The sequence below is a fragment of the Salipiger sp. D13 genome (assembly GCF_003703915.1).
GTDB classification, from domain to species: Bacteria; Pseudomonadota; Alphaproteobacteria; order Rhodobacterales; family Rhodobacteraceae; genus Salipiger; species Salipiger profundus.
The window spans coordinates 85325-98273 of the sequence record NZ_ML112595.1; the positions used below are offsets into that span (position 1 = coordinate 85325).

Genomic DNA, 12949 nt, shown 5'->3' on the forward strand with positions numbered 1-12949 from the left:
CGCAGCAACAACCGGCTGCGCGCATGGCCCGACGAGCTGCATCGCTCAGTCCATCGCCGCCATGAGCTCGCGCCCGACGAGCATCCGGCGGATCTCCGAGGTGCCGGCCCCGATCTCCATGAGCTTGGCATCGCGGAAGAGCCGCGCGACCGGTGCATCGGCAAGAAATCCCGCGCCGCCCATCGCCTGCACCGCCTGATGCGCCTGCACCATCGCCTGCTCCGACGCGTAGAGACAGCAGGCCGCCGCGTCCTGGCGCGTGACATCGCCGCGGTCGCAGGCCTTGGCCACCTCGTAGACATAGGCGCGGGCCGAGTTCATCGCCGTGTACATGTCGGCGATCTTGCCCTGCATGAGCTGGAAGCTGCCAATCGGCTTGCCGAACTGCTGACGCTCGGCGAGATAGGGCATCACCTCGTCGAGGCAGGCGGCCATGATGCCGGTGCCGATCCCCGCGAGCACCACGCGCTCGTAGTCGAGGCCCGACATCAGCACCCGCACGCCCTTGCCCTCTTCGCCGAGGATGTTCTCGAAGGGCACCTCGACATCCTCGAAGATCAGCTCGGCAGTGTTCGAACCGCGCATCCCGAGCTTGTCGAAATGCGGGCTGGTCGAGAAGCCCGTCATCGACTTCTCGATCAGGAAGGCGGTGATCCCCTTCGATCCCGCATCCGGGTCGGTCTTGGCATAGACCACCAGCGTGTCGGCGTCGGGGCCGTTGGTGATCCAGTACTTGTTGCCGTTGAGAACGAAGCGGTCGTTCTTCTTCTCGGCCCGGAGCTTCATGCCGACCACGTCCGACCCGGCGCCTGCCTCGGACATCGCGAGCGCGCCGACGTGCTCTCCGGACACCAGACCGGGCAGGTATTTCCGCTTCTGCTCCTCGGAGCCGTTCAGCTTGATCTGGTTCACGCAGAGGTTCGAATGCGCGCCGTAGGACAGCGACACCGAGGCCGAGGCCCGCGCGATCTCTTCCACCGCGACGACGTGGGCGAGATAGCCCATGCCGGCGCCGCCGAAGTCCTCGGGCACCGTGATGCCCAGCAGGCCCAGTTCGCCCATCTCGGTCCAGAGGTCGTTGGGGAAGCTGTTGGAGCTGTCCACCTCGGCCGCGATCGGCTTCACGCGCTCCTGTGCCCAGCGATGCACCATCTCGCGCAGCGCGTTCACATCCTCCCCAAGGTCGTACGTCATGACCGCGTTGAACATCCCTCGCCCTCCTCCGGCGGTTATTGAACGCTTGTTCATATCTATGCCCCGGATCACGGCTGCGTCAAGCAAAAGGAACGCAGACGTCGGGTCCGCGTTGGACCGGTGAAGCAAGGAAAGGAGGACGTCATGTCCAAGGATCTCAAGGACGAATTCTGGAGCCAGCTCAAGTCGGTGCGCGCAGGTCTGCTGTCGGCGGACAGCGAGCGGCCCGTCCCGATGTCGCCCTATGCCGACAAGGACGAAAAGGCGATCTGGTTCATCACCGCACGCGGCTCGGCGGCCGACCGGGCCTCGAAGAGCGGCGGCGAAGCGGCCTTCTACGTCGCCGATTCGAAGGCGCATCTTTACGCCAACGTCTTCGGCAAGCTGACCGAGGTGAACGACAGCAAGAAGCTCGACGAGATCTGGAGCGCCGTCGCCTCCGCCTGGTTCGAGGACGGCCGTGACGACAGCGCCGTGCAGCTGGTGAAGTTCACCCCCCATGAGGCCGAGGTCTGGTCCGGTGACGGCGGCGCAAGCTTCCTCTACGAGATCGCCAAGGCCAATTTGAAGGGTGACACGCCGGACACAGGCGATCATGGTCGGGTGGTCTTCTAAAGCCGGCCGACAAGGATTATCACGATGAAACCGCGCCACCTCGCCGCCCTGCTCTGCTTGGCTCCCCTCATGTCCACCGCGGAACAGGTCGGCGAGGTGGGCGTGGACTGGACCGGCAACGACATCGTCATCGAGGCCGTTGCCGACCCCGAGGTCGAAGGCGTGACCTGTCACCTCGCCTATTTCGACCGCGGGCTGATCGACCGGCTGTCCAAGGGCAACTGGTTCGAGGACCCCTCGAACGCCTCCATCGCCTGCCGCCAGACCGGGCCCATTACCTTGGGCGACATCGACCGCAGCGAGGAAGGTGAGGACGTGTTCCGCACCTCGCGCTCGATCGTTCTCAAGAGCCTGCGCGTGAAGCGGATCTACGACGAGGCGAACCAGACGCTGATCTACCTCGTGCACGCGCGCGAGCTTGCGGACGGGTCGGCGAAACTCGCGATCTCGACGGTCCCGCTTTACGGGACGAATGCGGTCGAGTGATTTCTGGCGGCAGTTGGGGGCTCTGCCCCCTCTGCGGCTGCGCCGCATTCACCCCCGAGGGTATTTTCAAAGAGAAGAAGCTGGGGCGTCGCGCCTGACCGAGGTCGGTGCGCGCTTGCGCGACGCGTGACGTTGGTCAGGCAGTCGCGGTCACGTCGTGGCCGTAAATCCAGTCGAACTGGTGCAGCATCCTGTCCGGTGCGAGACGCCCTGCGATTTTCAGACCGGAATGCGCGACGCCGCGGATCAGCGGGTTGCGCAGGTGGTACTTCCACGCGTTGCCGTTGGCGGCCGCCACGATCCGGGCGCATCGGTCGCGTCGCCGCAGCTGGTAGGCTTCGAGGGCCGCCGACTGGTCGGCCTGCTCGTCGAGGCAGCGCGCAAGCGTCCACGCGTCCTCGAGCGCCATGTTGGCGCCCTGTGCCATGAACGGAAGAGTGGGATGCGCCGCGTCCCCGAGCAGCGCAACACCTTCGCCATGCCATTGGCGCGCGACGGGATGCCGGAAGAGGCCCCAGAGTCCCGTGCGCCGCACCCGTGCCAACATGTCCGGCACCTTGCCGCCGAAGCCGGCGAAGGCTGCGCGGAGATTGTCCGGGTCATCCTCGTGCGACCAGCTTTCCTCGACCCAGTAGCGCCGTTCCTCGGCGGCGACGATGTTGACACAGTCGCCCCCGCGCAGCGGGTAGCTCACCATGTGGCGGCCGGGGCCCATGTGCACATGCGCCTCGGCGGGATGGCCGAAATCGTTGGGCACGACGGCGCGCCACGCCACCTGACCGGTGAAGACCGGCGCAGTCGTCGCGTTCAGCGCAGGGCGAAGCGCGGAGTGGAGTCCGTCCGCTCCGACGATCAGTTCTCCGCAGAGCCTGTCGCCGTTGCAGAGCGTGATCTCGGGGCGGGGGCCGGGGGTGACCGCCCTTACCTTCTGGAGGAGCCGGATCTCGACCCCGGCAGCGCGTGCTGCCGTTGCAAGAAGCTCGACGAGATCGGCGCGATGAACGAAGTGATAGCCCTGCCCCTCCGGCAGCCGCGCCAGGTCGAGCCGCAGCACCTGCGCTCCGCTCGGCCCGTCGCGCAGCACGACCGCGCGGCCGCGGCTCGCGCGCGAGACCAGTGGCTGCACGAGACCCAGAGCCTCGATCACGCGCAGGCCGTTCGGGCTGACCTGAATGCCGGCACCGACCTCGGTGATCGCCTCGGCCTGCTCCAGCACCCGCACCTCGGCGCCCCGCTGGCGTAGCGCCAGTGCCGCCGCCAGCCCGCCGATGCCGCCCCCTGCGACGACGATCCGCCTGCCTGTCAGGCTCATGTCCGTTCCTCGTTCGCCTGTCTTCGCCCGGATCGCTCACGGCGCCCCGCGCGGTCCGAAAACCGAAGCGCCGGAGCTTGCCGCCCCGGCGCTTCGCTGATGATCCATGCTGCCGAAAGCCGCCCGGCGCCCGTTTCACGAACACCGGGGCGGGCCGGTATCAGTCGTCGCGATGCACCTTCTCGCGGCGCTCGTGACGCTCCTGCGCCTCGAGGCTCATGGTCGCGATCGGACGCGCATCGAGCCGCTTGAGCGAGATCGGTTCGCCGGTCACCTCACAGTAGCCGTATTCGCCCTCGTCGATGCGGCGCAGGGCCGCGTCGATCTTGGCCACGAGCTTGCGCTGGCGGTCCCGGGTCCGCAGCTCGAGCGCGCGGTCGGTTTCCTCGCTCGCGCGGTCGGTGACGTCCGGGATGTTGCGGGTGGCTTCCTGCAGCGCCTCGATCGTGTCGCGGCTTTCGGCAAGAAGGTCGTTCTTCCATGCAAGCAACTTGCGGCGGAAATACTCGAGCTGACGCTCGTTCATGAACGGCTCGTCCTCGGCGGGACGATAATCGTCGGGAAGGAAGGTTTCGGGCTTCATTTCTGCTCCCATAAAATGGCCGATCCCCGCCCAGTCTGGCCCTGAACGCTACCGGCACCCCTTGCGACGCCGGGATTATCCCAAGCTCGAGAGGTTGTCACTACACAATCAGGGGCTCGACCCTTGAAAGCGGCAAAAGCAGACCAAATGGCGCCAGGGGCGCGAAAGACAATGAAAAAACTGCAAGACAATGCGCAATTTTCGGCGTGCAAATTGGCACACACACGACATTTCTCAAAAACTCCACCGCGCGTTGTGCACTGCCCGCGAATTCATCACTTCGCGGCCCGGGCGAACGTCGCCCGGACCACGGCCTGCGGGTGCGGTCGCTGGCACCGCCCGAAATATGACAATCGGCTCCATATCGAGCACCGAGAGGCGGCAACACGTCACAGGGGCTCAGGCGCTTGCAAAGCCCGGCTGCGCTCATTACCCCTCAAAGCGGACTGCAACAGGGGGCACCATGCACTTCGACGGCACCGACAGCTACGTCGCCACGGACGACCTGACCATGGCGGTCAACGCCGCCATCACCCTCGAACGGCCCCTGCTGGTCAAGGGCGAGCCCGGCACCGGCAAGACCGAGCTGGCCCGGCAGGTGGCGCAGTCGCTCGGGCTGCCGATGATCGAGTGGAACATCAAGTCCACCACCCGCGCCCAGCAGGGCCTTTACGAATACGACGCGGTCAGCCGCCTGCGCGACAGCCAGCTTGGCGATGAGCGGGTGCATGACGTCGCCAACTACATCCGCAAGGGCAAGCTCTGGCAGGCCTTCGACGCCGATGAGAAGGTGGTTCTGCTGATCGACGAGGTCGACAAGGCCGACATCGAGTTTCCCAACGACCTGCTGCAGGAACTCGACCGGATGGAGTTCCACGTCTACGAGACCGGCGAGACGGTGCGGGCGCGCCAGCGGCCCATCGTCATCATCACGTCGAACAACGAGAAGGAGCTGCCCGACGCCTTCCTGCGGCGGTGTTTCTTCCACTACATCAAGTTTCCCGACCACGACACACTGCGCCGCATCGTCGAGGTGCACCATCCCGGCATCAAGCCGGCGCTGCTCACCACCGCGCTGACGCAGTTCTACGAACTGCGCGAGCAGCCGGGGCTGAAGAAGAAGCCCTCGACCTCCGAGGTGCTCGACTGGCTCAAGCTGCTGCTGGCCGAGGACATGGACCCCGAGGATCTCAAGCGCGAGGGCGCGAGCGCGCTGCCGAAGCTGCACGGCGCGCTGCTCAAGAACGAGCAGGACGTGCACCTCTTCGAGCGGCTCGCCTTCATGGCGCGGCGCGGGCGCTGAGCCCGCGGCCCCGGCTTGGTGCCCGTCCCGGTCCCACTCTCAGTCTAGATCGCGCCGCATGGTCGCCATGCCGCCCTTTTCGCTCAGCACCTCGTAGCCCGCGGCCTCGTAGATGCGCATCGCGGGTGCGTTGTCGGTCTCGCATTTCAGCGTGATGGTCAGCGCGCCGAGATCCCGGGCCGCCTGTTCGATCCAGCTGGCCATCAGGTGGCCGGTGCCGCCGCGCATCTCCTCGGCCACGAAGACGTAGGTGAGATGCCGCACCTCGGGGCCGATGCCGACCCGCAGCGCGAAAAAGCCGACCTCGGTGCCGTCGTCGTCCACGAGGTAGAAGGACTCGTCGTCCATCTCGCCCAGCCACTTTTCCTGCCACTCGGCCGGATCGAAGGGCTGCTTGGCGTTGGGGTTCACCAGCGTGAGCGCCTCGGGCTCATGGAGCAGCCGCGCCAGCGGCGCGAGATCGCGTTCGACGTTCCGGCGTATCGTCAGCTCGGTCATGCGCTTCCTTTCGGAGTGTCTGTCGGTCCTGGCCCGCCCTGCGAACATATCGCGCGGATCGGATCAACCCCTGCCCCCGACATAGCGCGGGCGCGGCGGGTGCCACCCCTGACAGGACCCGGAGGCGCCATGACGCTGCGGGCCACGGCGCGGCGCTCAGTCGCTGGCGGGGAAGACGAAGCAGCGGTCGCGGCGGACCGTGAGCCACATCGGCGTGCCGGGCCGCGGCAGGAAGACGTTCGGCACCGTCGCCTTCAGCACGCCGCCGTCGAAATCCATGCGGAATTCCACGAGGCTTTCCGACCCCATGAAGCGCGCCCGCTCGACGACACCGCGCGCCGGGGTGCCGGCCATCTCGGTCGGGTTCGGACCGCGCCCGCCCCGGTCGAAGTCGATCCCCACGTGCTGCGGACGGAACACGATGTCCACCTCTTCGCCATCCGGCACGCCGGGCGCGAGGAAGACACCGAAGGGCGTCTCGGTCAGCGCGCCCCGCACGGTGCCGCGCAGCACGTTGATGTCGCTGAAGAAGGCGACCGCCGCCTTGTCGGCCGGGGCGTTGTAGATGTTGTAGGGCGCGCCGCGCTGCACGATGTGACCGTCGCGCATCAGCGCGATCTCGTCGGCCATGCGCATCGCCTCCTCGGGCTCATGCGTCACCAGCAGCACCGAGGCGCCCTCTTCCTTGAGCAGCGCCAGCGTCTCGTCGCGGATGCCGTCGCGCAGCCGGTTGTCGAGCCCGGAAAACGGCTCGTCCATCAGCATGATCTTGGGCCGTGGCGCCAGCGCCCGGGCAAGCGCCACCCGCTGCTGCTCGCCGCCCGACAGCTGGTGCGGATACTCGTCGATGAAATGCCCGAGCCCGACCCGGTCGAGCAGCTCGACCGCCCGGGCCCGCTTTTCCGACTTCGCGCCCTTGAGACCGAAGGCCACGTTCTCGCCCACCGAGAGATGCGGGAACAGCGCGAAATCCTGGAACATCAGGCCGATCTGGCGGCGCTCCGGCGGCACCCGGAAGACCGTGTCGCAGATGAGCTGGCCATCGACGTGGATCTCGCCCGCATCCTGCATGTCGACACCGGCGATCATCCGCAGAGTCGTCGACTTGCCGCAGCCCGAGGGCCCGAGCAGGCAGGTCACGTGGCCCGGCTGGATCGACAGCGACACGTCGTCGACCACGGCCCGGCCCTCGAAACGGCGCAAAAGGTTGCGGATCTCCAGCCGGGGTGTGGTCACGGGGGAACGCTGCCTCTTCTTTCCCGATGAAATGTCTCGGATTTGCCCTTCGGACTACCAGCCCCGCCCCGCGCCCGCAAGCCAGCTTCTTCTGGCCGGAAATATCCCGGGGGAGTCGCCGCAGGCGACGGGGGCAGCGCCCCCGGCTCCGCCGTCAATCGCCGGCGCGGCCCGCCGCCTCCAGTGCCTTGCCGAGCCGCGGCAGCCGCGCCTTCTTCAGCAGGCGGCGCATGGTCCAATCCTCGCCCGAGAGCCTGCGGGCCTCCTCAAGGACGGCGGCGCAGGCGTCGGCCACCGGTCCCGGCTGCGCCTCGAAGAGCCCGCGCAGGAAGCCGTCCGCGTCGACCCGGCTCAGGCCTTCCTCGGCGAGGATGCCGCGCGGGAAATCCTTGGCGTTCTCGGTGACGATCACGTCGGCGCTGCCGTCGATGGCGGCGGCGAGAACGTGCAGGTCGGCGGGGTCCGGCAGCCACAGCCGGCTTTCCAGCGACGGCCGCCATGTCACCTCGGCCCGGGGCCAGGCGGCCCGCAGCTGCGCGATCTCGCCGCGCGCCTGCGCCTCGCCCATCGGTCCGAGCTTGCGCGCCGCCAGCGCCCATTCCTCGAGGATGCGTGCCGACCAGAGCGGCTCGTAGAGCCCCTTGGTGGCGACCCCGAGCAGCACCTCGCGCATCACCGTGGGATACATCACGCAGGTGTCGAGCAGCACCTTCACAAGCGGAACACCAGCGCCTTCAGGTAGCCCGATTCCGCCAGCTGCGGCAGCAGCGGATGATCGGGGCCGGCAAACCCGGTGTGGACGAGCTGCGCCCGGCGCCCGGCCCGGCCGATGCCGCGCAGGCAGGCGCCGGTGAAGCTCGACAGGTCGGCGGCGTGGCTGCACGAGCAGAGCACGAGATAGCCCCCTTCCTCGACCAGGGGCGCCGACAGGCGCGCCACCTTCTCGTAGGCCCGCAGACCGGCCTCGAGCGCCGGCTTCGCGGGGGCAAAGGCCGGCGGATCGCAGATCACCAGCCCGAAGCGCGCGCCTTCTTCGCCCAACGCGGTCAGCGTGTCGAAGGCATCGCCCTGGCGCGTCGAAAAGCGCTCGGCCGCGCCCATCCGGCGCGCGCCCTCCTCGGCCAGTGCCAGCGCCGGGGCCGAACCGTCGACCGCCAGCGCCGAAGCGGCACCGCCCGCCAGCGCCGCGAGCGCGAAGCCGCCGACGTGGCTGAAGACGTCGAGCACCGCCTCTCCGCGCGCCAGCCGCGCGGCGAAGCCGTGGTTCGGGCGCTGGTCGTAGAACAACCCGGTCTTCTGCCCCCCGGTGAGGTCGGCCATGTAGGTCGCGCCGTTCATTTCGACCGGCACCGGCGCGTCGGGCGCCTCCCCCAGCAGCACGGCGTCCACGTCGTCGAGCCCTTCGAGCGCGCGTCCGCGCGAACCCGCGTTCTTGAGGATCGTCGTCACCCCGGTCACCTCGGCCAGCGCCTCGGCCAGCTCGGGAAGCAGCGCCTCCGCCCAGGCGGCGTTGGGCTGCACCACGCAGGTGTCGCCGAAGCGGTCGATGATGACCCCCGGAAAGCCGTCGGCCTCGGCATGCACCAGCCGGTAGTAGGGCGTGTCGAACACGCGCTCGCGCAGCGACAGCGCCTTGCCGAGCCTTGCAGCGAGCCAGTCGCGGCCGATCTCGGCCTCGGGGTCGCGGTCGAGCATCCGGCCGGCGATCTTCGAGGCGGGCGTCACGCCCACCAGCCCGACCGGCTTGCGGGCGTTGTCCTCGAGCAGCGCGACCGTGCCGGGGGCGAGCCCCTTCGTGCGGCGATCGAGCACCAGCTCGTTGGCATAGATCCATGGGAACCCCCGGCGGATGGCGCGGGCGTTGGCTTTGGGCGTCAGTCGGACGACAGGCAGGGATGCGGCACACATGGCGCCCCTATAGCGCGGCCCCCGGTGCGAGGGAAAGCGTCGAAATCGGATCCGGATGGACCGCCCCTTGCGGGTGCCGGTGGTCCGGTCACGGAGGACTGCGCCCGGGGGCCGCAGCAACAAGGCCGTCGAGGTCCTGTCGCCCAGTGCGGGCCCGCCACGTCCCTTGGCAGTTGCCAGCGCCCTGCTCTGGCGTTCCCGAGAACGGCACCGACGCAAGCGTCCGGCGTTGATTGGAATTGCAGCAGATGCGGTCAGATTCGTCCCGTCCGCGACGCGTCCCCGTGGCACTCGGCAAGACACAGGGTGCGAGGCGCTTTACTGGTAGCGCTAACTGGATTAAATGCGGAGACGTAGCGAGGTTCCGCCATCCGGCGGAACGGCCAGGGAAAGGGAGACGCCCATGCCGCTCGACGCCACCATCGCCCGCGTGACCGAAGCCATCGAGGCCCGCTCGGAAGGCCGCCGCGCCACCTATCTCGACCGGATGCGCCGCGCCGCCGACGAGGGCCCGCGCCGCGCCCATCTGACCTGCGGCAACCAGGCCCACGCCTATGCCGCAATGGGTCAGGACCAGTCGGCGCTGGCCGAGGGCCGCGCGCCCAACCTCGGCATCGTCACCGCCTACAACGACATGCTCTCGGCGCATCAGCCGTTCGAGCGCTTCCCGCAGCTCATCCGCGACGCCGCGCGCAGCGCCGGCGGCACCGCGCAGGTGGCAGGCGGCGTGCCGGCCATGTGCGACGGCGTCACCCAGGGCCAGGTCGGCATGGAGCTGTCGCTGTTCTCGCGCGACGTGATCGCGCTGGCCACCGGCGTCTCGCTCTCGCACAACACCTTCGACGCCGCCGTCTATCTCGGGGTCTGCGACAAGATCGTGCCGGGCCTCGTCATCGGCGCGGCCACCTTCGGCTACATTCCGGGCATCTTCCTGCCCGCCGGTCCGATGACCAGCGGCCTGCCCAACGACGAGAAGTCCAAGGTGCGCCAGCGCTTCGCCGCCGGCGAGATCGGCCGTGACGAGCTGATGAAGGCCGAGATGCAAAGCTACCACGGCCCGGGCACCTGCACCTTCTACGGCACCGCGAACTCGAACCAGATGCTGATGGAGATCATGGGCCTGCACCTTCCGGGTGCGAGTTTCGTGAACCCCAACACGCCGCTGCGCGACGCGCTGACCGAGACCGGCGCCAAGCGCGCGCTCGAGATCACCAGGCTGGGCAATGACTACCGCCCGGTGTGCGACATCCTCGACGCCAAGGCCTTCGTGAACGGCATCGTCGGGCTGATGGCCACCGGCGGCTCGACCAACCTAGTGCTGCACCTGCCCGCCATGGCCCGCGCCGCCGGGATCGAGCTGGAACTCGAGGATTTCGAGGCGATCTCCTCGGTCACGCCGCTGATGGCCAAGGTCTACCCCAACGGGCTTGCCGACGTGAACCACTTCCACGCGGCGGGCGGGTTGCAGTATCTCATCGGCGAGCTGCTCGACGCAGGCCTGCTGCACGAGGACGTGCACACCGTCGCCGGCGACGGGCTGTCGCTCTACCGGCAGGAACCGAAGCTCAAGGACGGCGCCGTCACCTACCAGCCGGCGGCGCGCGACAGCCAGAACGACAAGATCCTGCGCCCGGCCTCGGACCCATTCCAGAAGACCGGCGGGCTCAAGCAGCTCGAGGGCAACCTCGGCCACGGCATGATGAAGACCTCGGCGGTCGATCCCTCGCGCCACGTGATCGAGGCCAAGGCACGGGTCTTCCAGGACCAGGCCGAGGTCAAGGAGGCCTTCAAGGCCGGCGAATTCACCGAGGACACGATCGTCGTGGTGCGGTTCCAGGGCCCCTCGGCCAACGGCATGCCCGAGCTGCACTCGCTGACGCCGACGCTGGCGGTGCTGCAGGACCGTGGCCTCAAGGTGGCGCTGGTGACCGACGGACGCATGTCCGGCGCGTCGGGCAAGGTGCCCTCGGCGATCCACGTCTCGCCCGAGGCCGCCAAGGGCGGCCCCCTCGCCCGCCTGCGCGACGGCGACGTGGTTCGCGTCGACGCGGTCGCCGGCACGCTGACCTGCCTGGCCGAGGACTTCGAGACGCGCGAGCCGGTCACGGCCGATCTCAGCGGCAACGGCCACGGCGTCGGCCGCGAGCTCTTCGAGGCGTTCCGGCAGAACGTTGGCCTCGCGTCGAACGGAGCTGCCGTGGTGGTCTGAGCCACGCCAGCTTGCGCAAATCACAAGGCGTGCCGCATCGGCGCGCCTTTTCTTTTGGGCGGGTGTGGCGCGCTCCCCCAGCGACTTTCACTGGTCCGGTCTTCGGGAGGCCTCCGGCGGGGATATTTTCGGGCCAGAAGAAACCCGCGCGAGCGCCCGTCCACCGCATGGCCGGCCAGCCGACAGGGCGTTGCGGACTCGGGGCTCTGGGGTGGGCTCATGACCTGTTGGAGGGACGCCATTCAAACGGCCAGAGGCAGTTGCCTTGGCCATCAAGGCCGTGCCGGATCGTATCTCAAAAACCAGGGGCACGTGCTCGGCGCCGTCAATCCGGAGCATCCTTTCCCGAAGAGAAGAAGTGACGTTATCATGGTATGTTAGGTGTGATGCCAAGCCAAGATTGGAATCTCTGCGCTATTTCGCCCCAAAGCCACTGCCACTGTGGCCCAGATCACAGTCTTGCCCGAATAACGCTGGCCGGGTGTAAACGTGTACGGACATGTCAGACCGATACCATATAAAAAGGGCGCTTCGAGTATGTATATCGCCCCAGTGAAACCCTCCTCATGCTACAAGGCAGAATGTAGCAATGAGTATGACGATGCACGACGGCATCAAGCGTTGGACGGCGAAAAGGAAGACGGCCCTGGTGATCGAGATCATCCAGGGCAAGACGACCGAGTCGGAGGCGAGCCGGTCCTTTGACCTGACGCCCTCCGAGATCGAGGGCTGGGTCGAAGACGCCAAGCGGGGGATGGAGAACTCGCTGCGCGCCAACCCGCTCGACATCCGGGAGCAATACGGGAAGCAGCTCCGGGACCTGCAGGAAGCCTATGGCGAGGCCATGCTGGAGCTACGGGCCCGAAAAAAGCGTCAGGCCCTGCTGGATGCGCAGGACGGGAATTGATCCGTCGCATCCGGCAGGGCCTCCTAGCGGAGGGCGTGGCGGTGTCGATCGCCAAGCTCTGCACGTGGTTCGGCATTCCCCGGCGCACGGTCTGCTACAAGCCGGTCAAAGCCGCTCCCAAGGTCGATCCCCGCTTCTCTGAACCGATCAGGAAGATCCCTCTCACACATGCTGCGCATGTGTTGCCGGGCAGTGGATCGAGGAGGAGCCGTCCTTTGGCTATCGGACCGTGGCCTGGCTCCTGGGCTTCAACAAGAACACCGTGCAGCGGATATTCCAGATTAAGGGCTGGCAGGTGCGCAAGCGTGCCGTGGGCATGCGGCCCCGCATCCAGGCTGTGCCGTCGGTTGCAGCTGCGCCGGACGACAGGCGTGGTCGGCGCGAATGCACCTCTCGGCTCGGCGGGTTCGTGTCAAAGCGTGGAGCGCAGATCCAGACCTTAGACGCATCCCTTTCCAACATCGCCCGCTCGATCCTGCTGAGCCTCTCGCCGGCCGCTTTGGTGTCCCCGTCGTAGTCTCTCAGCGCGCGCTGCCAAGCGCGCCGTGCCGCGCGGGGAGACCAAGGTGCGCCGCCTCGGCCAAACAGGCGCGGAGTTCCGGAGGAAACCTGTCATGGGCCGCCATCGGATCGCCGATGCGGGTGCGGTCACGAAGGCTGCTGCATGCGTTTCCGCGCTGTGTGATCCGCGCCATTAG

General features: G+C 67.7%; 14 protein-coding genes. 5 read left to right on the plus strand and 9 right to left on the minus strand.

Going from position 1 to position 12949, the window contains the following annotated elements; genetic code table 11:
- Window positions 1-45: 45 nt before the first annotated feature.
- A complete protein-coding gene (locus D6860_RS11155; RefSeq protein WP_076625104.1) occupies window positions 46-1209 on the minus strand; it encodes an isovaleryl-CoA dehydrogenase in 1164 nt (387 codons plus the stop codon).
- A gap of 129 nt (window positions 1210-1338) precedes the next feature.
- Between D6860_RS11155 and D6860_RS11160 the strand changes: the two genes are divergently transcribed.
- Window positions 1339-1809, plus strand: a complete 471-nt coding sequence (locus tag D6860_RS11160) for a pyridoxamine 5'-phosphate oxidase family protein (protein ID WP_076625105.1) — start codon at window positions 1339-1341, stop codon at window positions 1807-1809.
- A 24-nt stretch (window positions 1810-1833) separates the two neighbouring features.
- Window positions 1834-2295: a CreA family protein gene (locus D6860_RS11165; RefSeq protein ID WP_076625106.1), complete on the plus strand. Its 462-nt coding sequence runs from the start codon at window positions 1834-1836 to the stop codon at window positions 2293-2295.
- Between the two features lie 136 nt (window positions 2296-2431).
- On the opposite strand, the gene D6860_RS11170 is transcribed toward D6860_RS11165, so the two are convergent.
- Both D6860_RS11170 and dksA read right to left on the minus strand, forming a co-directional pair.
- A complete protein-coding gene (locus D6860_RS11170; protein WP_093412225.1) occupies window positions 2432-3607 on the minus strand; it encodes an FAD-dependent monooxygenase in 1176 nt (391 codons plus the stop codon).
- 160 nt (window positions 3608-3767) lie between these two features.
- Window positions 3768-4190 (minus strand): RNA polymerase-binding protein DksA, encoded by a 423-nt coding sequence (gene dksA, locus D6860_RS11175; RefSeq protein ID WP_017468356.1) that lies wholly within the window; start codon window positions 4188-4190, stop codon window positions 3768-3770.
- Window positions 4191-4653: 463 nt separating this feature from the next.
- Between dksA and D6860_RS11180 the strand changes: the two genes are divergently transcribed.
- Window positions 4654-5493, plus strand: a complete 840-nt coding sequence (locus D6860_RS11180; protein ID WP_076625107.1) for an AAA family ATPase — start codon at window positions 4654-4656, stop codon at window positions 5491-5493.
- A gap of 39 nt (window positions 5494-5532) precedes the next feature.
- On the opposite strand, the gene D6860_RS11185 is transcribed toward D6860_RS11180, so the two are convergent.
- The 4 genes from D6860_RS11185 to D6860_RS11200 all read right to left on the minus strand — a co-directional run bounded on the left by D6860_RS11185 (window position 5533) and on the right by D6860_RS11200 (window position 9135).
- Entirely contained in the window at window positions 5533-5991 is a 459-nt protein-coding gene (locus D6860_RS11185; protein WP_076625108.1) for a GNAT family N-acetyltransferase, read from the minus strand.
- Window positions 5992-6147: 156 nt separating this feature from the next.
- A complete protein-coding gene (locus D6860_RS11190; RefSeq protein ID WP_093412226.1) occupies window positions 6148-7227 on the minus strand; it encodes an ABC transporter ATP-binding protein in 1080 nt (359 codons plus the stop codon).
- A gap of 154 nt (window positions 7228-7381) precedes the next feature.
- Window positions 7382-7942: an RSP_2648 family PIN domain-containing protein gene (locus tag D6860_RS11195; protein ID WP_076625110.1), complete on the minus strand. Its 561-nt coding sequence runs from the start codon at window positions 7940-7942 to the stop codon at window positions 7382-7384.
- Window positions 7939-9135, minus strand: a complete 1197-nt coding sequence (locus D6860_RS11200) for an RSP_2647 family RNA methyltransferase (RefSeq protein WP_076625111.1) — start codon at window positions 9133-9135, stop codon at window positions 7939-7941. Before D6860_RS11200 ends, D6860_RS11195 begins: the two co-directional genes overlap by 4 nt.
- A 403-nt stretch (window positions 9136-9538) precedes the next feature.
- Here D6860_RS11200 and edd point away from each other — a divergent pair, with 403 nt between their 5' ends.
- Window positions 9539-11344, plus strand: coding sequence for a phosphogluconate dehydratase (edd, locus tag D6860_RS11205; protein ID WP_076625112.1), 1806 nt, complete (start codon window positions 9539-9541; stop codon window positions 11342-11344).
- A 589-nt stretch (window positions 11345-11933) separates the two neighbouring features.
- Complete coding sequence (locus D6860_RS11210) at window positions 11934-12251, plus strand: DUF1153 domain-containing protein (RefSeq protein WP_076625113.1); 318 nt, start codon at window positions 11934-11936, stop codon at window positions 12249-12251.
- Window positions 12252-12470: 219 nt separating this feature from the next.
- Here D6860_RS11210 and D6860_RS25980 read toward each other — a convergent pair whose 3' ends face one another.
- Window positions 12471-12839, minus strand: coding sequence for a DUF6525 family protein (locus tag D6860_RS25980; RefSeq protein ID WP_341350316.1), 369 nt, complete (start codon window positions 12837-12839; stop codon window positions 12471-12473).
- Entirely contained in the window at window positions 12773-12946 is a 174-nt protein-coding gene (locus tag D6860_RS25985; RefSeq protein WP_311136992.1) for a DUF6525 family protein, read from the minus strand. The genes D6860_RS25980 and D6860_RS25985 overlap by 67 nt, the downstream gene beginning before the upstream one ends.
- Window positions 12947-12949: the final 3 nt, after the last annotated feature.